Annotated in this window: 18 protein-coding genes; 10 read left to right on the forward strand and 8 right to left on the reverse strand. The window is 53.4% G+C overall.

Annotation, left to right across the window (positions count from 1 at the left end):
- The first annotated feature begins 53 nt into the window (after positions 1 to 53).
- The 6 genes from HPY30_13110 to HPY30_13135 all read left to right on the forward strand — a co-directional run bounded on the left by HPY30_13110 (position 54) and on the right by HPY30_13135 (position 10733).
- The gene (locus HPY30_13110) at positions 54 to 5915 is read left to right on the forward strand and encodes a response regulator (GenBank protein ID QYZ66842.1); all 5862 of its coding nucleotides are present in this window, start codon (positions 54 to 56) and stop codon (positions 5913 to 5915) included.
- Entirely contained in the window at positions 5912 to 6382 is a 471-nt protein-coding gene (locus HPY30_13115) for a chemotaxis protein CheW (GenBank protein ID QYZ66843.1), read from the forward strand. The genes HPY30_13110 and HPY30_13115 overlap by 4 nt, the downstream gene beginning before the upstream one ends.
- Before the next feature lie 264 nt (positions 6383 to 6646).
- On the forward strand, positions 6647 to 7333 hold the full coding sequence (locus HPY30_13120; protein QYZ66844.1) for a YqhA family protein: 687 nt from the start codon (positions 6647 to 6649) through the stop codon (positions 7331 to 7333).
- 51 nt (positions 7334 to 7384) lie between these two features.
- Entirely contained in the window at positions 7385 to 8758 is a 1374-nt protein-coding gene (locus tag HPY30_13125) for a CHASE2 domain-containing protein (GenBank protein ID QYZ66845.1), read from the forward strand.
- A 29-nt stretch (positions 8759 to 8787) separates the two neighbouring features.
- Positions 8788 to 9174 (forward strand): hypothetical protein, encoded by a 387-nt coding sequence (locus tag HPY30_13130; protein ID QYZ66846.1) that lies wholly within the window; start codon positions 8788 to 8790, stop codon positions 9172 to 9174.
- Positions 9175 to 9266: 92 nt separating this feature from the next.
- Positions 9267 to 10733 (forward strand): M48 family metalloprotease, encoded by a 1467-nt coding sequence (locus HPY30_13135; GenBank protein ID QYZ66847.1) that lies wholly within the window; start codon positions 9267 to 9269, stop codon positions 10731 to 10733.
- A gap of 388 nt (positions 10734 to 11121) precedes the next feature.
- On the opposite strand, the gene HPY30_13140 is transcribed toward HPY30_13135, so the two are convergent.
- From HPY30_13140 to metG, 8 genes are all read right to left on the reverse strand, one after another.
- The gene (locus HPY30_13140; GenBank protein ID QYZ66848.1) at positions 11122 to 11856 is read right to left on the reverse strand and encodes a 16S rRNA (uracil(1498)-N(3))-methyltransferase; all 735 of its coding nucleotides are present in this window, start codon (positions 11854 to 11856) and stop codon (positions 11122 to 11124) included.
- A gap of 1 nt (position 11857) precedes the next feature.
- Positions 11858 to 12556, reverse strand: a complete 699-nt coding sequence (locus tag HPY30_13145; GenBank protein ID QYZ66849.1) for an electron transport complex subunit E — start codon at positions 12554 to 12556, stop codon at positions 11858 to 11860.
- Positions 12553 to 13206 carry an electron transport complex subunit RsxG gene (rsxG, locus tag HPY30_13150; GenBank protein ID QYZ66850.1) on the reverse strand — a complete coding sequence of 218 codons (654 nt, stop codon included), beginning with the start codon at positions 13204 to 13206 and terminating at the stop codon, positions 12553 to 12555. The genes HPY30_13145 and rsxG overlap by 4 nt, the downstream gene beginning before the upstream one ends.
- Entirely contained in the window at positions 13199 to 14239 is a 1041-nt protein-coding gene (rsxD, locus tag HPY30_13155; GenBank protein QYZ66851.1) for an electron transport complex subunit RsxD, read from the reverse strand. Before rsxD ends, rsxG begins: the two co-directional genes overlap by 8 nt.
- An 8-nt stretch (positions 14240 to 14247) precedes the next feature.
- Entirely contained in the window at positions 14248 to 15909 is a 1662-nt protein-coding gene (gene rsxC / locus HPY30_13160; GenBank protein QYZ66852.1) for an electron transport complex subunit RsxC, read from the reverse strand.
- A gap of 9 nt (positions 15910 to 15918) precedes the next feature.
- Positions 15919 to 16488, reverse strand: coding sequence for an electron transport complex subunit RsxB (gene rsxB, locus HPY30_13165; GenBank protein QYZ66853.1), 570 nt, complete (start codon positions 16486 to 16488; stop codon positions 15919 to 15921).
- 13 nt (positions 16489 to 16501) lie between these two features.
- The gene (gene rsxA, locus HPY30_13170) at positions 16502 to 17083 is read right to left on the reverse strand and encodes an electron transport complex subunit RsxA (GenBank protein QYZ66854.1); all 582 of its coding nucleotides are present in this window, start codon (positions 17081 to 17083) and stop codon (positions 16502 to 16504) included.
- 349 nt (positions 17084 to 17432) lie between these two features.
- Positions 17433 to 19484: a methionine--tRNA ligase gene (metG, locus tag HPY30_13175; GenBank protein ID QYZ66855.1), complete on the reverse strand. Its 2052-nt coding sequence runs from the start codon at positions 19482 to 19484 to the stop codon at positions 17433 to 17435.
- A 331-nt stretch (positions 19485 to 19815) separates the two neighbouring features.
- Between metG and HPY30_13180 the strand changes: the two genes are divergently transcribed.
- From HPY30_13180 to HPY30_13195, 4 genes are all read left to right on the forward strand, one after another.
- Positions 19816 to 21969 carry a PAS domain S-box protein gene (locus tag HPY30_13180; GenBank protein ID QYZ66856.1) on the forward strand — a complete coding sequence of 718 codons (2154 nt, stop codon included), beginning with the start codon at positions 19816 to 19818 and terminating at the stop codon, positions 21967 to 21969.
- Between the two features lie 71 nt (positions 21970 to 22040).
- Complete coding sequence (locus tag HPY30_13185) at positions 22041 to 22583, forward strand: heme NO-binding domain-containing protein (GenBank protein ID QYZ66857.1); 543 nt, start codon at positions 22041 to 22043, stop codon at positions 22581 to 22583.
- 5 nt (positions 22584 to 22588) lie between these two features.
- Complete coding sequence (locus tag HPY30_13190) at positions 22589 to 23959, forward strand: PAS domain S-box protein (protein ID QYZ66858.1); 1371 nt, start codon at positions 22589 to 22591, stop codon at positions 23957 to 23959.
- A 4-nt stretch (positions 23960 to 23963) separates the two neighbouring features.
- Complete coding sequence (locus HPY30_13195; protein QYZ66859.1) at positions 23964 to 25148, forward strand: HDOD domain-containing protein; 1185 nt, start codon at positions 23964 to 23966, stop codon at positions 25146 to 25148.
- Positions 25149 to 25177 lie beyond the last annotated feature (29 nt).

Consider the following 25177-nt stretch of genomic DNA (forward strand, 5'->3'; position numbering starts at 1 on the left):
ATGCTGAGCAAAGTTTTTTTTGCGATACGTGAATGGGCTACTGAGGTACGCTTGTGACCAACATTCACGATTTTGGCGCCCTGAACTGGGTCAAAGAGGAGATTGACGAGACCCTTCGTCAGGCGCGACAGGCGCTTGAGGAACGGATCGAAGGCGAGGGCGAGGCCTCATCCCTGGAAGTTTGCGCCGATCGGCTACACCAGATATCTGGTGTGTTGCAGATGGTTCAGGCTTATGGCCCCGGCATGCTTGCGGAAGAGATGGAGCAGGTCGCACGGGCGATGTATAGCGGAAAGGTGCGGCAGATCGATGACGCTGCCGAAGCCTTGATGCTGGCGCTGATACAGCTGCCTGACTATCTGGAAAAACTGCAATCCGGTGATTCGGACATTCCGTTCATCGTTTTACCACTGCTGAATGATCTCCGCGCCGTGCGGGAGGCACCGCTGCTTTCTGAGGCTGCGCTGTTCAATCCTGATCTGGATGATGTCTCGGTGGTTGGCCGTATCACCGGGGAGCCCAATGAGGATCTGCCTGCATTGGCCCGCCGTTCACGGCACAAATTCCATCTCGGTCTACTCAACTGGTACCGCAAACTGAATGTTGAGAAAGGCTGGAGCTATCTACAGGATGTGGTCGACGAGCTGGAACGTAGTGCCGGGACTGAGCAGGTCCATCGCCTTATGTGGGTTGCCGGCGCGCTAATCCAGGGTTTGCGTGAATTCACCATCGATTCCGGTATCGCTGTCAAACAATTGTTTGGCAAGCTGGACCGTCAACTCAAACATATCGTGGATGAAGGTGAGTCGTCATTAGTGAATGACCCACCGAAAGATCTTTTAAAAAATCTTCTCTACTATGTTGCTCGCGCAGATTCCGGCAATCCTCGTATTCAGGAGGTCAAAGAGGCCTATCATCTGAATGAGGTATTGCCCAGCGAGGCTGATCTGGCGCTGGGCAGGCAGGGCCTGACCGGGGCGAATGAGGATCTCGCCGAGTCGGTTCGGGATGCTATCCACATTGAACTTACCCACGTCAAGGATATCCTTGACCTGTTCATGCGCGGAGAGCAGTCCCAACCCGGTGCGCTGGCGAAGATGGAGACTCCCCTGCGCAAGTTGGGGGACACCCTTGGTATGATCGGTCAAGGTGCTCTTCGTACCCGCCTGATTCGGCAGGCTGACCGCGTCCACTCTATTGTTGAACGGGAGACTCAGCCGGAAGAGTTTGAACTGATGGAAATGGCGGGCGACCTGCTGTTTGTCGAATCGTCTCTGAGCAATATTCACAGTGGAAAGGCCTCCATCGATCACGTAGTCGATGATGGCGGCTGGGGACAGGATCTGCCCCAGGGCGAATATGAAAGCCTGGTCAGGCAGACCGTTCGCGAAGCAAAAGTGGACATTGCGAAAGCCAAAGAGGCGATCATCAGCTATACCGAAACGGCACATGATGCCTCGGTGCTTGAGGATGTCTATGATGAATTTCATCGGGTTTACGGCGCCCTGAATCTGCTTGGGTTGGTTGAGCCCGCACGGATACTTGGCCTGACGGCAGACTTTATCCGCGCTCACCTTATAGAAGATGGACAGATTCCAGAGCGCCAACAGCTGAACTCATTGGCTGATGTCATAAGCAGTATTGAATACTTCCTCGAATCTCTGATCGACGGCGCTGGTGACCGAAATGAGATAGTCAGCATTGCAAGAGCGGCACTGGCCGGCTTACTTGAGACGCGTGGCGCACTGCCCTCTGAAAAGGCTGAAGCTGTTAGCGATGTGCCGGCACCGGTGGTTCCCCTCCCAGTATCCCCGGAGATAATTCCTGACGAGGAGTCAGAAACTGAAGAAGCCGTTCCGGTTGAAGCCCTGGAGGTCCCATCCCCTGTAGATGTCATCTCCCAGCAAGTGGAACAGGCTGAGATCGAAGCGTCGACCCAGGAGATCCCGATTCCGTCGGCAGACAAGCCCGCGCTCGAGGATATCGACTCCGAAATCCTGGAAATTTTTATTGAAGAGGCGCGGGAAGAGCTAGAGGTTATCCAGGAATACTTGCCTCGTTGGCAGCAGAATCATGATGACAAAGATGCCCTCATCACTTTTCGTCGCTCGTTCCATACCCTGAAAGGTAGTGGGCGGTTGGTGGGTGCAAAGATCATTGGTGAACTGGCCTGGTCGGTAGAGAATATGATCAACCGGGTGATCGACGAGACCATCGTGGTTACCCCCGAGATTTTCGATCTGCTCGATACCGTGCAGAATATAATGCCGGAGCTCATCGATTGTCAGGAACGCTCGGTGTTGCCGACAGTTGATGTCGATGCTGTTATCAATCGCGCTTTCGCACTGTCCGAAGGGCGTGCGGCGGAATCTGCAACTGCCAAAACGGAAGAGGTGAAACCGCTGCCCGAGCATGGGGAGGAGTCCACTCCTTCTTCGCACTACCCATCCGCTGAGGAAGAGATACTCGTCGATACAGATCTGCTTGAAGTGGCTGGTATTGAAGCGTCAGAGGATGCTGATTCTACTGAACCAGTGGTGGAATCACCGGCACTGGATCAGATCGATGAAGCTTTGGCCCATCTGGATACTACAGGAGACGAGGTTTCCGGATACGAAGTAGCAATAGAAGAATCAATTGTCGACGCTTCCCTGGAAGCCGAAGCCGAAGCCGAAGCCGAAGCCGAAGCCGAAGCCGAAGCCGAAGCCGAAGCCGAAGCCGAAGCCGAAGCCGAAGCCGAAGCCGAAGCCGAAGCCGAAGCCGAAGCCGAAGCCGAAGCCGAAGCCGAAGCCGAAGCCGAAGCCGAAGCCGAAGCCGAAGCCGAAGCCGAAGCCGAAGCCGAAGCCGAAGCCGAAGCGCCAGAGGAAGTGGTGCCTGCCGCGGATCTGGAAATTGAACTCGATACCGAACTGCTAGAGATTTTTGAAGCGGAGTCGGCGGCGCATCTCAAAACCCTGGATAAGTTTGTTAGAAAGGCGAAAGCGAGCGCCGAAGGCATGCCGCTGACCGAAAAGGTTTCACGCGCTTTTCATACCCTGCACGGCAGTGCTCACATGGCAGGCGTCACATCCATAGCGGGTCTGAGCAAGGCGCTCGAATACTATGTGAATTCGCTGATGTCTCACCATCAGGTTACCAATGAGGAGGTAGTTGCCTTTATTGATGATGGTGCTTCATATATCCGTGGTCTACTGGCGTGGCTTCTTGACCATAAACTGCAGGAACCGGAGACCGAGGATTTTCTGCATCGTCTCGACCACGCTCACGCACTGCTCGAAAAAGAAGAGGTCAGAGAGGAAACGTCTGAAGCCCGGCAGGATGGGCAGATGGAGGGCAATGTTCAAGAGGCTGAAATCTCCGAGGCGATTGAGCTTGCACCGGTTTCCGTAGAAGGTGGTGAAGAGGATATTGCAGCCGAGGTTGGCCTTGAAGACCTCTCTCTGCCACTTATGCAGGAAGAGCCGCTGTTCGAGGTTGGCGAAGACCCGGAGCTGATCGAGATTTTCGTTGAGGAAGCGAGAGAACTGCTCGAATCCATCGAATCCACCTACCAGCAGTGGATGGGAGATTCTGAAAACGACACGCTTATTGATGATATTCAACGCACACTTCATACCCTGAAAGGGAGTGCGCGACTGGCTGGCATTCTGCCCGTAGGGGATCTCAGTCATGCGCTGGAGACTGTTTTTACCGGTGTAGCTGAACGTCAGCTGCAGGCTAGCGAAACAGTTACTGATCTGACGCGCCAAGCACTGGACAGATTGGCCACCCAGGTGGATGAGGTGGGCAGTATCGGCAGGGTACATCAACCTCAAAATCTGATAGGTGAGCTTGATGGCCTGCTGTCGGAAATAGGTTTGGCTGAGGTTGATGGCGAACGGACTTGGCCGGAAACGGAGGAGGCTGAAGCGCCATCCCCGGGTATTGACGAGAAGGCAGCGCAGCCTGACGAGATGGAGCCTCTGCAGGAGAGTGTGTCGTCAGCTGATGTCTGGAAGAAAGCCTTCTCTCTGTTCAAGGGTGAGACTGATGTCGAGCCCCAGGTGGATGAGTCCGGCTCGATCTTTCGACCGGCCCGAGACCAAGTGCGTGTCAGCTCCATGTTAATGGATCGCATGGTTAATAATGCCGGTGAGATCAGTATCTATCGCACCCGTTTGGAGCAACAGAACAGTGTGCTCGGGTTTAACCTGACTGAGTTGGAGCAGACCGTGTCCCGTCTGCACGATCAGCTGCGCAAGCTGGAGATAGAGACGGAAGCCCAGATTCTCTATCGTTGGGAAAGGGACGACTACGAGAAGGATGATGGGGACAAGGCGGCTTTCGATCCGTTGGAACTCGATCGTTTCTCCAATATGCAGCAGCTCTCCAGAGCCCTGATTGAAACGGTTAGCGATCTCGACAGTATCTATCACCTGATGGACGATCTTCAGCGTGAGACAGACACACTGTTGCTTCAGCAGTCGCGTATTTCCACCGATCTACAGGATGGACTGTTGCGCACCCGTATGGTTCCCTTTGCGCAGTTGTTGCCCAGGCTGCAGCGCGTGGTTCGGCAGACTGCCGATCAGTTGGGGAAAAAGGCGCGTCTCGATAGCTTCGGCGCCGATGGCGAGATGGATCGAAGCATACTCAATCGGATGATTCCCGCCTTGGAGCATCTGCTGCGCAACGCGGTTTCCCACGGGATCGAGAATTCATCTGAACGTGCCCAAACTGAAAAAGGCGAACAAGGTGTAGTCTCGCTTTACATGGCGAGGGAAGCAACCGACATCGTACTGACAATCTCAGACGATGGACGTGGACTGGATATCGATGCCATCAAGGTCAAGGCTGTTGACCACGGCCTGATTGTCAAGGATGCGGAGATCAGTGACGATGATCTGATGCAGTGTGTGTTGATGCCCGGTTTTACTACAGCAGACGAGGTGACTCAGATTGCTGGCCGCGGCGTGGGGCTGGATGTCGTAACCAGTGAGGTAAAGCAGCTGGGCGGTACGCTTAGCATCGACTCGCAGCCTGGTCGCGGCACCAGTTTTACCATTCGACTGCCGCTGACCCTGGCCATCACAGATGCGCTTTTGGTGCAGATCGGCGAAGAGGTCTATGCCATTCCCCACGGCAGTGTAGAGGGTGTGGTCAGAATCAGTCACGAGGAATTGAGTGCTTGCTATGCTGGTGAGCAGGTGGGGTACAGTTACGCTGGCAGAAGCTACAAAGTCGAGAACATGGGGCAGTTGATGATGGCGGGTGCCCCCGATTTGCATGAGAGCACCAAGTGGTTCCCCATGTTGCTTGTTCACACAGGTGAACATCAGGTGGCACTGCAGGTTGACGGATTGTTGGGTACGCGTCAGATTGTAGTGAAGCCGTTGGGCAAGCAAGTGAGCAGTGTGCCCTGGATCACCGGTGGAACAATTCTGGCGGACGGGGGGGTGGCCCTGATCCTTGATATCGGTACGCTGGTACGCCTGGGTGCTGCCCACGCGCTTGCAGTGCCGGATGCTGACAAGGCTGCTCCTGCTGGGGCTGGAAAAGAACGACTGCGGGTTTTGGTCGTGGATGACTCAATTACGGTGAGAAAAGTCACCACCCGCCTCCTGGAACGTCATGAAATGGATGTGGTGACCGCCAAAGATGGGGTGGATGCAGTGGCACTGTTGCAGGAACAGGTGCCCGATATCATGTTGCTGGATATCGAAATGCCACGTATGGATGGTTTCGAGTTGGCGCGTCATATGCGCAACTCAGCTGATTACAAAAAGGTTCCTATCATCATGATCTCCTCTCGCGTTGGTGAAAAACACCGTCAGCGTGCCTTCGATCTTGGTGTAAAACGCTGCCTCGGCAAACCATACCAGGAGAGCGATCTGTTGGAGAACATCAATGAAGTACTGGCGGAAGGCAGTGCATGAGTGAAGCTGTCTCATCAGAGGTGCGAAGCGTTCTGATCCCGCTCGAATCGGAACGGCTGTTACTGCCGAATGCCGCAGTGGCGGAAGTGGTCGGCTACCGGAAACCTGAGCCACAGGCGAATCTGCCAAACTGGCTGCTTGGATTTATTGAGTGGCGGCAGTATGACATTCCAGTGGTTTCTATTGACGGGTTATTGGACAAATCGATTCAAGCGCCCGGTCATCGTGGCCGAATAATCGTGACCCACACCCTGAATGGCGATGAGGAACTGCCGTACATTGGTTTGGTTGCCCAGGCAATCCCCCGTTTGGTGCGTGTAACCAGTGACAATATTTTGCCCGCCTCTACAGATGAAGATATGGGCGTTGTGATACAGAAACCGGTAATCGTTGGTGGTGAATCAGCGCTTATTCCTGACCTCGATGAGTTGGAGTTACTTGTTCAGGACGCCTTGGCACAGATGTAACTCGTGTCTGTTCTGCGACTCCATACTGATCGATTTCTCCCTCTGACTTCCTTGCGCTTTTCATCCTGACTCTGCACCACACACCTCTCTGCTGAAATCATTTCTTGGGTGGAGTGTGCCAAATACCACCCAAATAATGTCTCAAAATAGTCTTGATTCCTGCTTAAGTCTGGATTTTTCGCCCTGCCCGAATTGACAATTAATTAATCCTTCCTGAAGATGTGTCTTTAATAAGGATTAACAATAAATAAGGGGGGGGTTGGCGTGGAATCAAATAAAACAAGTCAGGAGCCTGACAAGAGCCGTCTGGAACGTTGGGAGAGTTTTCTTGATGACAAAGTTGAACCCGGCCTTTGGGGGATGCGGCACCTTGCTATCCTCTCTGTATTGGTCTCTCTATGCGTTTCTATCATATGGTTGGGCCTCATGCTGGTTGAATTCACCCACCTGGTTAAGCTGCTTGGTGACATCGGCTCGTCCGGTTGGAAAATTACAGTCATCAAAACCTCTGTTGAGGCAATAGATGCGGTATTGATGGCCTCGATTTTTATGGTCTTTACCTATGGAATCTATGAGCTGTTCATCAGTGAGATAGGTCTGCCGGGAAAATATTCCGGCAGCAAAAAGGATGCTGAATACCAGAAGATCAAAGGTCAGATTCTCAAAATTGATGACATCGATCACCTGAAGAGCAAGCTGGGTAAACTGATTCTGATGGTACTTATCGTCAAACTATTCTCTTATGGTCTCTCGCTGGATATTAACGTCAGTGCCACGGAGGCAGAAGATGTGACCTATGCGTTGGATGCCATGCTGAAACTGGGTGGTGTACTGGTGATGATTGCGTTGACGCTTTTCCTGAGCCACTCCAGTGTTCAAATCAATATCCACCGTGGTAGAGAACCTGACAGGAAGGCTGTTGACAGGCCTGCCGGTCCTTATGATTTTTGATGAACACTGTTTGTTGAAGCGGCTGCATCAATTGGCTCGCGGAAACTTCTGATGCCTGATAAACAAACATTTGCGCTGTTTGTTGTGCGCTGGTTGTTTTACTCCTTCCTCGGGGTGGGTATTTTGACGCTTAACCCTTTCGGTCTTGGAGATGTCGCCGATCAGGCCTCACAGGATGCTTTCTACAAAGTGATGGCTCCCCTTTACCAATCGTCGGCCCAGAAGGATATTCTGGTTGTACTGCAGAATGACCGGACAATCGATGCACTCCACAGTCAGGGAGCCATCCGTGCCAACGAGTGGCCACTGCTCTATCAGGATCATGGCGTCATTTTGGAACGCCTGGGTCGTTATAATGCGCGCGCTGTTTTTGTCGATGTCTATTTCAAAAAAGAACGCAGTATTGATAGTAGTCTGCCGCGTATGGAACGCCGCCTGCAACGGGTCCAGGAGCGTTTCAAAACACGTTATCTCTTTGCCGGTGGTTACAGCGATGAGGAGCTGACTCCAATACAGAAAAGTCTGGATTCGAAATTCGGGCTGACAGTCAACGGCTGGGAAGGGTATGAAAAAGGCTATCCCCTGCGTGATGGGGGGCGCTATACCTCGGCCTATGAACTCTATCGGCTTGCCTGTCTCGGGGATTCTCCACTGGATAGTTGTGCAAAAGATGTGCTGAATGAGAGTCCGGCCGTCGAGGGGACTGCTCTGTCAGTGCGTTGGGGGAGCCGCCCTGCACCGCCGCCCTTCCCTGAAGTTATTACCGATGTTTGTTCCGGGAAACAGGACGATATTGCTGAAATGGCGCGGCAGCTCTTCTGGGGGTTGGTAAATGACTTTGTCGATTATGACGACGAGCAGGCGCTGGAGGTTCCCTGTCCCTACCAGCAGGTGCTTTTCGCCGACGATCTGCTCTATTTCGATAAATTGGGTACGCCTGAACAGAAGGAGCGGCTTCGGTCATTGGTAGAAAACAAAATTGTCCTTTATGGCCTCCATTTGGAGGGGCTCCATGATATCGTCCGCTCCCCCGTTCATGGCTTGCTACCAGGGGTAATGTTGCACGCCATGGCATTGGACAACCTGATGTCAGATGGCCAGGATGTGGTCAGAGCAGCCAATGAGGAACTGGACCGGCTCAATCAATGGGCCTGGGTTGTCGTAGCGGGATTAATTTCTCTTTTGTTGCTTTTTATCGACATGAAAGGCAGAGTTAACAACAAATGGATGGAGTATTCGCGCAGCCTGGTTGTGGCATCCGGGATATTTGCTATTCTGGTTCTTGCGGGTGGTATGTTTTTGGTCCTGCGATATGAGCCGCTCAACTCAATTGGTTACCTCGCATTGCTCGGTATTGTCGGGCAATTTGTTAACAGTGAACTCACTAAGCGAGTGGTGATAACCATTGAGCGTGTACTAAAATAATTCTGAGTTTGGTCAGAAATGGAAAAACTATGGACAGACAAAAACCCCATCACCTTGGATTATTGTTCATCCTGACTTGCGCGCTCTTGTTGGCGTTTCCGGTCAGAGCCGAATCGCCTCCCCGTGAAATCGTTGGCTTTGACAGTGATGAGGTCGAGGTGCGCGAGGCAGGAAAATATCGCTATCAATCCGTCGACGGGCTGGGAGAGCCGCCAATCACTGTTCTCGCCAAAGATCAGAGTAATTTCCTGAAGATCCGGACGCCGGAGGGAAAAGAGGTTTGGGTTAACCAGAGCGATGTTCTGACAGGTGATTTGCAAAACCTGAAGCGAAATGACTGTCACCGGGCCGCTATTGCACAGGCCAGCGATCGGCGCCAATATGGTCTTCGTGGGGTGGGTGAGTCATGTCCATAAAAAGAAGGTTAATGATCCCCCTCCTGGGCTTCTGCATCCCTCTCCTGTTTTCCAGCGCAAGTCATGGTGGGATTGGAGATTTTTTTACTTCGGTGAAGGAATCAGTCGGTTCCGCTGTCGGTAGTGTGGGCAGGGCCGTCGGACTCTCAGACCGAACCTCGGGGCTTGAGGGCACGCTGCTCGACCAGTTGACAGCCGAGCAGGATGCGGAAGAGGCTGCAATGGAGACGGAACAGTCTGCAGGGGATAGCGGCGGCTTCCAACAGGATATTCTTTTACTGCGCCGCGCAGGAGAAGGTGTGGCGCAACTTTCAGAGCTCGAGAAGTACCTAAACGGGGTCAAGGATAAACTGCTTACTGCCTGGCCCGGCCGAAAAATCCAGACCCATGTCTATATTTCACCCAGCCCGGATTTTGCCGCGCAGGCGTTGCCCAACGGTGTCATCTCCATTCCACTGGGAACGCTATTGAAACTGAAGAACGAGGATCAACTGGCTGCGTTATTGGGTCATGAACTTTCTCATCTGATATTGGAGCACCATCAAAAGGAAACACTGAGTGTCGTCAGCGAACGTCTGCTGGATTATTCAGATCTCTATCTGCAGGTTGCAGTCGGAAAGGGGAAGGCAGGTGCAGCAGATTACGCGAAGCTAAAGGTGGCTGACTGGGCCTTGAAGAATGCTTTTTTCCCCAACTGGAATCGGGGACAGGAGAATGAGGCAGACTACCTGGGAGCCGATCTGCTGATTCGTGCCGGCTATAATGGCGATGCGATGCTTGAGGTCCTGAAGTTGATCGAATTCACCGCCCAGAAAAGGGTGGAGTTTGTCGAACGCAATCCTGTGGTCACCACTCAATCTCCAAAAAGCAGTCCAGAGCTGAAGATTGATTTTAATCAGCTGTTGAGCAATGTATCGGATGATCTCAAAGATCAGTTGAGCCACAGCCATGAGGATGCAAAAGAGCGGCGCAAGCAGATCAGAAAATATGTCCGGGCCTCCCATCCTGACCGGGCTCGACCGGCGTTCATTGAGAAGCCTTTTTTGACGGTTATGAAGAGTGCGTCTTCACGCAAATTTATCGCATGCTATAAGCATGCGTATGAGGCGAACGATTTGATGCTTCAGGCCAAGGAAAAACCCGGCATACTCACGAAGGCTGCAGCGAGTGGATTGAAAGGCATAAGTGGAAGTTGTTCCGATGATCCATACACCCGCATGGTGATGTTTCAGGTGCGGTATTATCAGAACAAGGGTAAATCGGCAGTAACGAATCTTACGAAAGCCTATAAGTCGGGCCAGGCGCCATATAATACCTACAGCATGCTATCCGATATTGCCTACAAGAAGGGAGAGTTCAAGACCAGCCTTGCGTTTCAACAGGCGCTGAGTGAGACATTCAAAGAGGATGTGGAGTATCTACCGCGTATGATTGCAACCAGGCAGAAATTGGGGCAGAAGGCCAGTGAGCTGTCGCTACTTTGCATTGCGACGGGAAAAGCCAAACTGATCACCCGTTGTGATGAAGCCAAGAAGGGGATGTGGCGTCCGGCGATATGATGCAGCACTAGGAGACTGTCGGGTTTAACACTGTTTGGCTGCAAATCCCTGGATGACGATCAACTCAGCTTATCGGACTCGTTAAATAGGTCCACTATTGATGCTCGGCGTCCTGCCTCGCACCCTGCGGTGGCTTCGCCGTCAAATGGACTCCTGTTCATTTAATCGCCTCGTTCGGTAAACTGATTTGATTCGCCCCCAGTGATTTTATTACGGGCATCCTGCCCTTCACCCCTTCGGGGGCAGCAGAGCTGCTCAATCCGCTCCTGCGGATTAGTCGCATCAAACGGATAAACCCGACAGCCTCCTAGCGTATCGCTATGCTCAGCACGTCCTGCGATTCTGTGGTTTCCGCACTTTCGTTAGGTAACTGATTGGCCGGCTCACTTCAGTCGGCAAAATCCCCCCACAGGATTTGCATGGCTGAGATGGCTGCCAGTGGGGCGGTTTCGGTACGCAGCACCCTGGGTCCCAGCCTGATGCCGGTGAACCCCCTCTCTTTTGCAATCTCTCTCTCCTCACCGGAGAGTCCACCCTCCGGACCAACTAGTAGCTGCACATCCTCCTTGGCAGCTGGCAGGTTTGTTAGCGTGAGATCGCTTCGGTGATCAAGTAATAAACGGAGTCCGGCAGAGCTGTTTTCAATCGCGGAACTATAGCCGACTGGCTTATGCAGGATGGGGATATGACAGCGTCCGGACTGTTCACAGGCGCTGATGATGATCTTCTGCCAATGATCCATGCGCCGTACAAGCCGTTTGTGGTCCAATTTAACCACGCAGCGTTCAGAAAAGACTGGCTGGATTTCAGCAACGCCGAGTTCCACTGATTTCTGCAGTGCAAAATCCATGCGCTCGCCACGGGAGATGCCGATGGTCAGATGGATGTGCAACGGTGGGGGCGCCTCATGCCGAAGACAGTGGGTTAATTCAGCTTCAACGGCGTTTTTCTGGCATGTTAGTAGACGTGCGGCATATTCATTGCCGTTACCGTTGAAAAGCACGACATCTCCACCCGGTTTGAGGCGCAGCACCTGGCCGAGGTGGCGTGAGGGTTCCTTCTCCAGAGTGACCGAACCGGTGTCGGCAAGATCATGGTGGGTAAAGATGCGGGGGATACGCATCTCAGGACGTGCCGGCTTCAGCTCCGGATTCGATGGCCTCAGGTTTTGTCGCAGTTGTCTGTGCCAGCCGTTTATCGATCAGATTCTTTATTGCAATCATCAGGCCCAGACCGATGAATGCCCCTGGTGGCAGGATCGCAAGCAGCATGCCCTGGAAATCACTGCCCAGTGACAGACTCATGCCCTCAGCGGCGGCACCGAACATCAGATGGGCCTGGTCGAAAAGTGTGCCCTGGCCGATCAATTCGCGCATGCCACCCAGTGTGACCAATACCAGTGTGAAACCCACACCGACACTCAGGCCATCCACCAGCGAACGCAGCAGGTTGTTTTTGGATGCGAAGGCTTCAGCACGACCGATGATGGCGCAGTTGGTGACGATCAGAGGGATAAAGATACCGAGGATCTTGTGCAGTTCGTGGAAGTAGGCGTTCATGCTCAGTTCGATGGCGGTCACGAAGGAGGCGATGACCAGTACGAATACCGGCAGCCGCACCTCTGATCTGACCAGATTGCGGATCAGCGATACCGTGCCGTTGGAAGCCACCAGCACTGCGGTGGTGGCAATGCCAAGCCCCAAGCCGTTGATTGCGGTGTTGGTCACCGCCAGCAGGGGGCAGAGACCGAGCAGGGCGACCAGTGCCTGGTTGCTGCCCCAGAGCCCATCTTTGATGATCCGGCCTAATCCGCTATTGCTCATGGCTTCTTATTCCCTTGTGGCTCTGGATCAGAGGCGGCTTTTTTGTCATAGAGCGCATCACGATGGTCTTTGACATAGAGTAGGGTTTTCTTGACTGCCTCGACGATAGAGCGAGGGGTGATGGTGGCGCCGGTGAATTGATCGAAGACGCCGCCGTCTCGTTTGACCTTCCAATCCTGGAGTTTTGGATCGATGAGAGATTTGTTGTTGAAGCTGTAGATCCAGTCGGAGCGTGACTCTTCGATCTTGTCTCCGAGTCCCGGTGTCTCTTTATGGGAGATGACGCGAACGCCACCCAATGTGCCGTCGTAACGTACGGCTACCAGCAGCTTGATTGGGCCGCTGTAGCCGCCGGGTACCACTGAGGTTAGTACGGCGGCCACCGGTTGTCCCATCAAACGGCCGCGATAGACGGCGGTCTCTGGACTGCCGAGCATCTCTGGATCATTGACGGTCAGGCTGTCGGTTGTCATGTCATTGTCCACCGTGTTGGAGGGCACCATGGCGCGCAGGCTGCGCAGCAGGGTCTCCCGCTCGTTGGCGGCGATGCGGTCCTTGGTGAAATCATGGGTGAAGGCAACCAGTGTGCTGCCGGCAACGGCAAACATGGCCAGAATCGAGCCCGCAATCACTACTGGATGTCTAACCATGATTATCCCCATGGCCGAACACTTGTGGCCGGGTGTAGTAGTCGATGGTGGGGGCCGCCATGTTCAGCAGCAGTACAGCGAAGGCCACGGCATCAGGGTAGCCACCCCAGGTACGGATGATATAGACCAGCATGCCGATGGCCACACCATAGATCAGTTGACCCTTTCTGGTTGTACAGGCAGTCACCGGATCAGTGGCGATAAAAAAGGCCCCGAGAATTGCGCCGCCGCTAAAGACATGAAACAGGGCGAAGGGATAACTTTCCGGATCGAACAGGAAGGTGATCATCGCCAGCCCAGTCAGGCCTGCAAAGAAGGCCAGGGGGATATGCCAGGTGATGGTGCGTTTGTAGATGAGCCAGAGGCCACCCATCAAAAACCAGTTGCCGACCCACTCCCAGCCCTGACCACCAAAATCGCCCCAGAGCGGACTTTGGAATATCTCACTGATCATGTGACCCTGATCGAGATTGGTGCGCATTTCGTCCAGAGGTGTTGCCATGGTAATGGCATCCCACTCGAGTCCAGTGGGTGGTGATCCGGTAAAGATGGCACTGACTATCTGCATGAAATCCAGCGGGTTGGCACTGAGTACCACCGGCGGCAGCCAGCTAGTCATGGGGATCGGCCAGGAGATCAGCAATAACACGTAGGCGGCCATGGCTGGATTGAAGGGATTGTAGCCCATGCCGCCATACAGCTGCTTCACCATGATAATGGCAAAGGCCATGCCGATGACTGTCAGCCACCAAGGCAACAGTGGTGGCACAGCGATGGCGAACAGGATGGCGGTGACTACGGCACTGAGGTCGTAGAGGGTGGGCATCACCGGCCGCTTGCGCAGTTTCAGCACCAGCGCCTCGAAGGCCACTGCCGAGAGCGTCGCGATGACGATGTTGACCAATACGCCTGGACCGAAATACCAGGTCATGGCAAGCACGCCAGGCAGCAGCGCAAGAATTACCTGCAGCATCACCTTGTCGACACTGTTGGGCCGTCGGGTGTGGGGGGAACTGAAGGTCTGAAACTGCATTCCGTAAATCACTCCTGGTCGGCTGTTGTTTCAGCACGGTGTTTATCGACCGCATCGAGCTGCTTCTGCTGAGCCGGTGTCAGATTATCTGTGTTCTTGGGTGGACTCTGCTGGGCTGCCTTTTTTGCTGCAGCCCGTTTCATCGCGGCTTCGATGGCTGCCTTTTTTGCATCCTCCCCCTTGGCGGCCGGTTTTACCGGTTTTTTCTTACCGAGGTTTTCCTTCTTCTTGCGCAGGCGGGCCTTTCGTTCCGCGTCGAGCCGCTCCAGCCTGGCGATACGGAAATCGTGCCGTTTCTTGGCGTGATCTGCTGCCTGCAGTTCCTTTTCCTTAGCCCAGCTTTCAGTTTTGGCAAAGCGGAAATAGTGCACCAGAGGGATATGGGAGGGGCAGACGTGAGAGCAGCAGCCGCACTCGATACAGTCGAAAAGATTGTAGTCCTGAACCTTCTCCAGCTCTTTGGCTCGACTGAACCAGTACATCTGTTGGGGCAACAGATTCACCGGGCAGACTTCGGCACAGCGGCCACAGCGGATGCAGGCGAGTGCGGAACCCGTGGTAGGTACTTCCTCTTCGCTGGGGGCGAGCAGGCAGTTACTGCCCTTGGTGATCGGAACCTGATCGGTGGACAGATTGAAGCCCATCATCGGGCCGCCCATGATCAACTGCGATGATTTACCGGTATAGCCGCCGGTCTGTTCGATCAGGTCGGCTGCTGTGATACCAAGAGGCACTTCCATGTTGCAAGGGTTTGCGATGCCTTCACCGGTAAGGGTCACTAAGCGTGAGATCAGCGGCCGTCCTTCGAGTACCGCATCGGCGATGGCTGCGGCGGTGGCCACATTGTGGCAGATCACACCGAGTTGAGCGGGTAAGCCCTCGCTGGGCACCTCTTGCCCGGTCAGGATACGGATCAGCTGTTTCTCGCCGCCGCTGGGATAGAGGGTGGGGATGCGCACTACCTCAATCGAATCGTCGTCTGTGAGGTGGCTGCGCAGGGTGCTGATGGCGTCTGGCTTGTTGTCCTCGATACCTATCAGACACTCTTCCGCGCCGAGAATGTGCTGCAGGATGCGTGCACCGTTCAGTATCCGGTCAGGAGCCCCTTGCATCAGCCGGTCGTCACAGGTGATGAAGGGTTCGCACTCGGCACCGTTGATGATCAGGGTCTTGATCGCTTTGCCTGGATTGAGCTTGATCGCTGCCGGGAATGTGGCGCCGCCCAAACCGACGATACCCGACTCACGAACCCGTTGCAGCAACAAGCTTTTATCAACATTTTGGAAGTCGTTGATTGGCGCCGGCAGATCGGCCCACTCGTCCTTGCCGTCAACTTCGAGCACTATCGCCGGGCCGTTCAGACCAGAGGGGTGGGGAATTGGATGCGCTTCGATGCCTTTGATGATTCCCGATGTGGGGGCATGGATGGGTGCACAGACGGGAGCAGTATTGTCGGCGATCTTTTCCCCTTTCAGCACCCGGTCGCCAGGTTTTACCAGAGGGATCGCGGATTCGCCGATGTGCTGGCGCAGCGGCAGGATCAGCCGAGCAGGCATTGTGGCGGATGTGAGGTCAGTCTGTAGAGACTGCCGTTTGTTATCCGGCAGGTGCAGGCCGCCATGGAAATCCCATAACCGCCGTATCTTTCCTTTGCTTGATTCAACGTACATGCTGCTGGTCTACCGCGACTGTGGTGCCGAGACGATCCCGGGGTGTTCATTGTCCGGGAAAGGCCAGCGCCAACCACCGCTCTCCTGTGAAATCGGTTCCATCACGATGCAGTCCACCGGACAGGGTGGCAGGCAGCGTTCGCAGCCGGTGCATTCGGAGACGATGACCACATGCATCTGTTTGGCTGCACCGATGATTGCATCCACTGGGCAGGCCTGCAGGCAGAGGGTGCAGCCGATGCACTCCTGCTCTTTGATCAGTGCAATCGCCTTGGGTTTCTCTTCTGCGGTTTCTTCGGAGAGTGGTACCGGATCGCGTCCCAGCAAGTCGGAGAGGGCAATCATGGTGGCTTCGCCACCGGGAGGGCATAGATTGATCTCAGATTCCCCGCCGGCGATGGCCTCTGCGTAGGGGCGACAGCCAGCAAAGCCACACTGACCACATTGAGTTTGGGGCAGCAGTGCCTCGATCTGATCGGTAACCGGATCGCCCTCCACATGGAAACGGATATTGGCATAACCCAGCAGCAGGCCGAAAGCGGTGGCGAGTCCGGTGATGGTGAGAATGGCGATCAACATGGTTTCATCGCTCTCAGTTGGCCACCAGGCCGGCAAAACCCATAAAGGCCATGGACATCAGACCTGCAGTGATCAACGCAATGGCGTTGCCCTGAAAGGGTTCAGGAACGTCGGCGACGGCGACCCGTTCGCGTATCGCGGCAAAGAGGACCAGCACCAGGGAGAAACCGGCGGCAGCACCAAATCCATAGAGGGCCGACTCGACGAAGTTGTGTTGCTCCTGAGTATTCAACAGTGCGACGCCGAGCACGGCGCAATTGGTGGTGATCAGGGGCAGAAAGATACCGAGCACCTGGTAGAGCATCGGGCTGGTCTTGTGCATCACCATCTCGGTGAACTGCACCACTACCGCGATCACCAGAATAAAGGCAATGGTGCGGAGGAACTCCAGCCCGAGGGGCAGTAAGAGATATTCGTTGATCAGATAGGCGCAAACGGATGAAAGTGTGAGCACGAAGGTGGTGGCCAGCCCCATGCCGGTGGCGGTTTCCAGCTTGCGGGAGACGCCCATGAAGGGGCAGAGTCCCAGAAACTTCACCAATACGAAGTTGTTCACCAGGACGGTGCTGATTAGGATGAGGGCGTACTCTTTCATCTATGGGTGTCAGGGCCTGTTAGCACAAAAATCAAACATCCGTCTAAGAATAGGCAACCGGGCCAATGGAAACAACTATCAGGTTATAGGTTATTTGCAGGAGCTGTTTCCGTTCAGAGGTCCCTTTGTTCATCTGTGGCTGGATTCCATTGTCATTATGGGCTGGTGGAGCCTTCAATTCCTTGATGATCCGCAACTTAGCTGGGTTCGTAGGCCGGTTCAAGCGTAGCGGAACCGGCAACTGTCCCTAATCAAACCTGAAGGATGTGGTGAGGTACGAACCGCATCAATTGGGTCAGGAAACCCTCGAACGATGCGGTTCGCAAGCTCACCGCATCCTACATCAGGATTATTTAACCTTCATCCCAGGCTGCGCGCCTTCATCCGGATTGAGGATAAAGAGGTCCTTGCCGCCGGGACCGGCTGCCAACACCATGCCCTCGGAGAGACCAAAGCGCATCTTGCGCGGCGCCAGATTGGCCACCATTACCGTCAGCCTGCCCTGCAGGTCCTCTGGACGATAGGCCGACTTGATACCGGCAAAGACGTTGCGGGTTTCGCCGCCGATATCCAGCGTCAGTTGCAGCAGCTTGTCAGCGCCCTCCACAGGATTGGCCTCGACGATCTTTGCGATACGCAGGTCGAGCTTGGCGAAGTCGTCGAATTCGATGGTGTCGGCGATCGGGTTCTCGGCCAGGGGACCGGCGGCCTGTGCTGGTTCGGCTGTCTGTTTTGCCCCCTCTTCCTTCAAGTCTTCCTTGGAGTGTTCCAGCATGGCATCGATCTGTTTTTCATCGACCCGGGTCATCAGCGGTTTGAACTTTATGATCTGGTGTCCGGTAAGTGGGATAGCGAGTCTGTCCCATGTTAGCGGTTCCACCTGCAGGAAAGCTTCGGACTTCTCTGCTGTGCCTGGCAGGATGGGAGAGAGATAGCCGATCAGCACACGGAACAGGTTGATGCCCATGGAGCAGATGTCGTGCAGTTCCTGGTCCTTGTTCTCCTCCTTGGCGATCACCCAAGGCTGTTTCTCGTCGATGTACTGATTGGCCTTGTCGGCAAGTCCCATGATGGCGCGCACAGCATGGCCAAATTCCCGTTTCTCATAGTGTTCTGCGATGGTGTGGCCTGCAGCGATGAATTCGTCGAACAGGGCCTGCTCGGAGAGGCTGTCGGAAAGCCTGCCGTCGAAACGCTTCTTGATGAAACCGGCACAGCGGCTGGCGATGTTGACCACCTTGCCCACCAGGTCAGAGTTTACCCGTTGGGCGAAGTCCTTCAGGTTGAGGTCGATGTCATCGACGCCTGAGCTGAGTTTGGCGGCAAAGTAGTAACGCAGATACTCTGGATTCAGATGATCCAGATAGGTGCTGGCCTTGATGAAAGTGCCGCGGGACTTTGACATCTTCTTGCCGTCCACGGTGAGAAAACCGTGGGCAAAGATGGCGCTGGGAGTGCGGAAACCGGCGCCGTGCAGCATTGCCGGCCAGAACAGCGCGTGGAAATAGATAATGTCCTTGCCAATGAAGTGGTAGAGCTCGGTGTCGGCATCCGGCTTCCAGAAGGCGTCGAAGTCCAGATCCTCGGTCTTGTCGCAGAGATTGCGGAAACTTGCCATGTAACCGATGGGGGCATCGAGCCAGACGTAGAAATATTTACCGGGATGATCGGGAATCTCGAAGCCGAAATAGGGCGCGTCACGGGAGATATCCCACTCTTGCAGACCGGTCTCGAACCACTCGTCGAGTTTGTTGGAGACCTCCGCCTGCAGGTGGCCGCCCTTGGTCCAGCTCTGCAGCATCTTCTCGAAATCGGCCAGTTTGAAGAAGTAGTGATCCGATTTGCGCTCTTCGGGTTTGGCGCCGGAGACGGCGGAGACAGGATTTATCAGTTCGGCGGGGGAGTAGCTGGCGCCACAGACCTCGCAGTTGTCGCCATACTGATCCTCCGCCCCGCACTTGGGACAGGTGCCTTTGATGAAACGGTCCGGCAGGAACATCTTCTCCACCGGGTCGTAGGCTTGGGTAATCTCCCGTCGCGCGATGTGTCCACTATCCCGGTTGTGTTCGTAGATGGTGGTGGCGCAGACTCTGTTCTCTTCCGAGTGGGTCGAGTGGTAGTTGTCGAACCCGACGCGAAAGGCGCTGAAATCAGCCTGGTGTTCTTCGGCAACCCGGGCGATGAGTTGTTCCGGCTCGATTCCTTCCAGCCGGGCACGCAGCATGATCGGCGTGCCGTGGGCATCGTCGGCGCAGCAGTAGATGCACTGGTTTCCGCGCATCTTCTGGAATCGTACCCAGATGTCGGTCTGAATGTACTCCACCAAGTGGCCGATATGGATCGGTCCGTTGGCATAGGGCAGGGCGCTGGTGACGAGGATTTTGCGCGGTGTATCGTTCATCGTATAGCTGTTCCGGTGACTCGGGTTTCAAGTTCACCCCGGCGCAGGGTGAAAGCGCAACATTGTCGCATATTTAGGCTGGAGAAAGGAGCATGGGGGACGTTCTCTCCAGCAGTCGGGCGACTTTATCGCCAGATGTCAGGTTGCCCATCTGAGGTTATGACAACTGATTCAGTCAGAGTTGCCAGGCTGTCAGCACCAAGGCAGCACCTGAGATGGCCAGTCGATCTGCCTCGTTAAAGTTTTCGCTGTTCCAGTCGATTGGGTGGTATAGATCCGGAAATCGTTTTTGGGTTGGATGTATCTCTCGTCGAGAACAGTGGAAATGCGTGTGGATTTTACTCAATTGCCTGGGCCGGCTGCCAGCGGGGACAATGTCCGACAGCTTCGGGTGCTTATTGTAGATGATGATCCCGATTATGTATCTGAGCTCATGGCTGCGCTATCAAAGCCTGTAGATGTGTCAGCGTTGAGCATGACCTGTCAGTCTGCAGAGTCTGTGCATGAGACGATAAAACTGATCAGGCATCAGCTATTCGATATCATTTTGCTTGGAACCACGCTAGCCGACCTGCCTACTCCCTCAGCGATATCGGTGTTACGCAAAGCCTTCGCCTATTCACCTATTATCGCAATCTCAAAATATCCGGATGAGGCGTTAGCGTTGGAATGGGTGGAGGCAGGGGCAGATGACTGCCTCTATGAAGGGGTGATCAACCCGCAAATTCTACATAGAGTTATCAACTACGCAGTCAAGCGTGCGATTACCTACAGGGAATTGCACCAGAGAAGTCAGAATCGGCATATTATCAATGAACTGCTCAATCTGTCGTTGCAGGATCTTCCTCTGGACGAACTGCTGCAGCGGTGCCTGGAGATCATCCTTTCAGCCCCGTTTGCCGAGATTCAGAACAAAGGCGGTATATTCCTGGCAGATGAAGAACAGCAGATGCTGCATCTTGTAGCCGAGTCTCAACTGGAAGAAAAAATCGCAATGATGTGCAACCAAGTGCCTTTTGGTACCTGTCTCTGCGGTAGAGCCGCTGAACAGAAGCGGCTGATTCATGTCAAGTGTGTCGATGAAAGACATGAAATCCGCTTTGAAGGCATGCGGGATCATGGTCACTACTGCGTGCCGATTGTTGCGAAGGATACTGTCCTTGGTGTGATCGTACTCTATCTGGACCAAGGTCATGCCATCACTGATGAGGAGAGAGATTTTCTGAATGGTGTTGCGAAAACGCTGGCTGGCATTATCCAGCATGGGCGGACGCTGGAACAGCTTGTCAAGATACACAATCAGAACAGTGCATTGCTCGCCTCCATCAAAAGCATTCTGATCGGGGTGGACAGTTATGACTGTATCAGCCATTGGAACGAGGCAGCGGAGGACTGTTTTGGTCTTTCTGCCGAGCAGGTCCTGGGGCGACAGATTATGGAGATCGGGATCAAGTGGGATTGGGAAAAGATGTTGGAGAACATTCTCGCATGTATGACTGGATCCCATGAAACAAAGCGTTTTGATGTCAGATTTCAACACGCTGAGGGTATCAATGGCCTGCTCTCTGTTGTGGCAGCTCCTTCTGTTGACCTGAACGGAGTACACGCGGGATTTCTGCTGATTGGAGAAGATGTCACTGAACAGAAGAGCAGAGAGAGTCGTCTGCAGCAGGTGCAGAAATTGCAGTCGATTGGACAGTTGGCTGCAGGCATTGCTCACGAGATCAATACGCCTATCCAGTACGTTGGGGACAATGTGCGTTTCTTGCTGGAAGCGTTTGAAGACATGAATCGTGTCATAACCCAAGGACGGGTGATTTTCTCCGAAGCAAAGCAGAGTGCCGTTTCGCTGGAAGTCCTGCAGAGAATGGAACAGACGATGGAAGATATCGATCTGGATTACCTGCAGGAGGAGATTCCCAGCGCTATTGAGCAGACTCTGGGGGGTATCAGTCGGGTGGCCGAAATCGTCCGTGCGATGAAAGAGTTTTCCCATCCTGGATCGGAGAAACGGGTGGCCACTGATATCAACCGAGCCATTGAAAGTACCATCATGGTTTCCCGCAATGTATGGAAATACCAGGCGGATGTCGTGACCTCTTTCGATGATTCCCTGACTTCTGTGCCCTGTATTGCAGGACCTTTCAATGAAGTAATTCTTAATGTCATCGTCAATGCAGCCCATGCGATTAGTGGTGTTGTTGGCGATGGATCAGACGGCAAGGGAGTGATAAAAGTGTCAACAGAGTGCTTGGATGATTGGGGGGAGATACGTATCAGTGATACAGGAACTGGCATACCCAAGGATGTTCAGCCCCATGTATTCGATCCCTTTTTTACCACTAAGGAAGTGGGGGAGGGAACAGGACAGGGTTTGGCTCTGAGTCATGACATTATTGTGGGCAAGCACGAAGGCGAGTTCACGTTCGAGACCGAGATTGGAAAGGGCACCACATTTATTATTCGGCTGCCACTGAACGATTAAGGTGGATGAGTTGGCAAATGAAAGAGATCAATGGTTGATCTCCCATTGAAGAAACTGCTGGAGAAGTAAGTATGAAAGGTATCGTGTTTTCAGAGTTTTTGGAGTTTGTGGAACAAGAGTTTGGGGCCGACCTGGTAGACGATATGGTTGAACTTGCCGGTCCAGCTACGGGAGGTGCCTACACTTCCGTTGGCACCTATGATCATAAAGAGATTATACAACTTGTTGTTGCTCTCAGTGAGCTGACAAAAATGCCGGGATCTGACCTCGTTGTAATTTTTGGAAGGCATCTTTTTGGCCGCTTGGCGGCCACCTATCCACAATTGCTTGAAGGTGCTGAATCCCTGTTCCCCTTCCTGCAGAGTATTGAGGATCATATTCATGTCGAGGTGCGGAAGCTCTACCCAGATGCAGAGTTGCCACAATTCACTTGTGACTTTCCGGGGTCAGGGCAGATGTCAATGACATACCACTCCAAGCGACCCTTTGCTGATCTTGCTCAGGGATTGATAGAGGGGAGTTTGGCTTTTTTCAATGAAGATATCACTCTCGAGCGAGAGGAACTCTCTGCTGTGGATGGTTACTCAACACGCTTTCTATTAACCCGGCAGTGATTAAAATGGATCGAGTAGAACGCCTTACCCGTCGCTGTGAAAGAGAACGCTTGGCGCGAAAGCAGGCTGAAAAACTCCTCGAAAAAAAAAGTCTTGAGCTCTACCATGCAAATGTAGGGTTAAAGCAACTGGCCAGAGATCTGGCAGAGAAGGAGCAGCGCAGCAGCTCTATTCTGGACGCTGCGGTGGATGGAATTGTAACGGTGGACGATCAGGGTCGTATCGAGTCGTTCAATCATGCTGCTGAGATGATCTTTGGTTGTTCGCAGAAAGAGGCAGTAGGGATTGATTTTAGCCTGTTTACGAAAAACGATGAGATGAATGGAGGATCCATCGGTGATCTGTTTGCCTGTGATAGAACTAACAAGATAACGATCCGTGAAATTCAGGGGAAGCGCCGGGATGGAGCCATTTTCCCCATGGATCTGGCTGTCAGTGAAACGTATCTTGGTAAGCACAGGTTGTTAATACTGGTGATCCGGGATATCAGCCAACGAAAACAGACTGAGCTGGAACGTGTAAAGATGGAACTGCAATTGCGACAGGCACAGAAGCTCGAGGCTATAGGTCAACTGGCTGCGGGCATTGCCCATGAGATCAACACACCGACACAGTTCGTAAGTGATAACACCCGTTTTCTGCAGGATGTTTTTCAGGATATCAAAAGATTGTGTGCCTCCCATCATCGTGTGATTGAAAAAGCAGAAGCCAATGCGCTTACCCAGGAGTTGATTGAAGAGACGAAGGCCGTTGCAGATGAGATCGATTTCTCCTATCTCCAGGAAGAGATACCTGAAGCGATCGAACAGTCATTGGAAGGGTTGCAGCGAATCAAAAAAATCGTTGGGGCGATGAAAGAGTTTTCTCACCCCGGGACGGAAGAGAAGAGTTGTATCGATATCAACCAGGCAATTCGCAGCACCGTGGAGGTTTCCCGCAATGAGTGGAAGTACTTTGCAGAGATGGTGCTGGAGCTGGATCCAGCATTGCCAGCCACACCCTGTCTGCCGGGAGAGCTGAATCAAGCCATTCTGAATCTTATCGTTAATGCGGCTCATGCCATCGAAGACCAGGCAGAGGATGATTCAGATAGCCTGGGAACTATAACTATTAGAACCTTGAAACGCGGTGAACGTGTCGAGATCAAGGTCACTGATACGGGCTGTGGTGTTTCGGAGGATATTAGCGGCAGAATCTTTGACCCATTTTTCACTACCAAGCAAGTGGGAAAAGGCACTGGACAGGGGTTGGCAATTGCTTACTCATCCATTGTGGATCGGCATGGCGGAACAATTGGTTTGGAGAGCGAAATCGGTCGCGGCACGACCTTTACAATTACGCTTCCCGTCAATATGGTCAGTGTGGAAACGGGTTAGACATATGAAAAAAAGGATTCTGTTTGTGGACGACGAGCGTGATCTGCTCAATGGCTTGAGGCGTGCATTGCGCGGTCAGAGAAAGGAGTGGGAGATGGCTTTTGCAGGCAGTGGCAAGGAGGCCCTGGAGTTGGCGGAGAGCAACCCTTTTGATGCGATAGTGACCGACATGCGCATGCCTGGTATGGATGGTGCGCAATTGTTGGAAGAACTGGTACATCTTCAACCTGATATTGTGCGTATTGTGCTTTCTGGACAATCCGACAAGGAGATGGTGATGAAGTCGGTGTTGCCGGCTCATCAATATCTGAACAAACCCTGTGATATTGATCATCTTAAAAGCGCAATCATCCGTGCATTTGCGCTCAGAGAGCTGATCCATGACGATAAACTGGTGGCGCTTATTTCCGGCATGGAGTCTTTGCCAAGCCTTCCCTCCCTTTATTTGAAGCTTGTTGACATGCTGAAGGATAGTGACGTCACTGTACGGGCAGTGGGGGAGATGTTAGCAAAAGACCTCGCTATGACAAGCAAGGTTTTGCAACTGGTTAATTCCGCTTTTTTTGGTCTGGGTCGCCGCATCACGAACCCAGTGGATGCAGCCTCTTTGCTTGGCATGGATATCATCAAGGGGTTGGTGCTCTCTATTGGTATTTTCTCCCAGTGTGATCAGAGTAAACTCCAGTCGCAGGGCTTTTCAGTCGATCGACTCTGGGTACACAGTAGCAAAGTCGCCTCCATCGCCAAACGTATTGCCGTGGCTGAGCAGGCGGAAAAGAGTGTGGTTGAGGACAGCATGCTTGCTGGTTTTCTACATGATATCGGAAAACTAATACTGGCACTGAACTTGCCGGAGATGCTGCAGCAGTTACAGATGGCCAGTCAGGATGGAGGACTGGCTGGACTGCATCATGCAGAAGAGGTGGCTTTGGGTACAACGCATGGTGGTGTCGGTGCCTATCTGCTTGGGCTCTGGGGTTTGCCAGAGGGAGTAGTGTCGGCTGTGGCCTTTCATCATGATCCCAGTACCCTGCAGGATGCTGAATTCAGCACGCTTACAGCAGTACACATAGCCGATGTGCTAGCCAATGATGATGTATCGGGTGGATATGATTTCGACCACGATTATCTGCAAAGACTCGGAATGGAAGATCGAATCGAAGCTTGGCGTCAACTGGCCTTGGAGTAGATTACTCCCTCAGTGGCGGGAGAGAGAAT

The sequence above is a fragment of the Gammaproteobacteria bacterium (ex Lamellibrachia satsuma) genome (assembly GCA_019623805.1).
Taxonomy (GTDB): domain Bacteria; phylum Pseudomonadota; class Gammaproteobacteria; order Chromatiales; family Chromatiaceae; genus QGON01.

Excerpts from the sequence above, each read along its gene's own strand:
- HPY30_13130 (QYZ66846.1), top strand. The coding sequence starts at position 8,788 with ATGGACAGACAAAAACCCCATCACCTTGGATTATTGTTCATCCTGACT.
- HPY30_13115 (QYZ66843.1), top strand. The coding sequence starts at position 5,912 with ATGAGTGAAGCTGTCTCATCAGAGGTGCGAAGCGTTCTGATCCCGCTC.
- HPY30_13190 (QYZ66858.1), top strand. The coding sequence starts at position 22,589 with ATGGATCGAGTAGAACGCCTTACCCGTCGCTGTGAAAGAGAACGCTTG.
- HPY30_13195 (QYZ66859.1), top strand. The coding sequence starts at position 23,964 with ATGAAAAAAAGGATTCTGTTTGTGGACGACGAGCGTGATCTGCTCAAT.
- rsxB (QYZ66853.1), bottom strand. The coding sequence starts at position 16,488 with ATGTTGATCGCCATTCTCACCATCACCGGACTCGCCACCGCTTTCGGC.
- metG (QYZ66855.1), bottom strand. The coding sequence starts at position 19,484 with ATGAACGATACACCGCGCAAAATCCTCGTCACCAGCGCCCTGCCCTAT.
- rsxC (QYZ66852.1), bottom strand. The coding sequence starts at position 15,909 with ATGTACGTTGAATCAAGCAAAGGAAAGATACGGCGGTTATGGGATTTC.
- rsxG (QYZ66850.1), bottom strand. The coding sequence starts at position 13,206 with ATGGTTAGACATCCAGTAGTGATTGCGGGCTCGATTCTGGCCATGTTT.
- rsxA (QYZ66854.1), bottom strand. The coding sequence starts at position 17,083 with ATGAAAGAGTACGCCCTCATCCTAATCAGCACCGTCCTGGTGAACAAC.
- HPY30_13125 (QYZ66845.1), top strand. The coding sequence starts at position 7,385 with ATGCCTGATAAACAAACATTTGCGCTGTTTGTTGTGCGCTGGTTGTTT.
- HPY30_13140 (QYZ66848.1), bottom strand. The coding sequence starts at position 11,856 with ATGCGTATCCCCCGCATCTTTACCCACCATGATCTTGCCGACACCGGT.
- rsxD (QYZ66851.1), bottom strand. The coding sequence starts at position 14,239 with ATGCAGTTTCAGACCTTCAGTTCCCCCCACACCCGACGGCCCAACAGT.
- HPY30_13185 (QYZ66857.1), top strand. The coding sequence starts at position 22,041 with ATGAAAGGTATCGTGTTTTCAGAGTTTTTGGAGTTTGTGGAACAAGAG.
- HPY30_13145 (QYZ66849.1), bottom strand. The coding sequence starts at position 12,556 with ATGAGCAATAGCGGATTAGGCCGGATCATCAAAGATGGGCTCTGGGGC.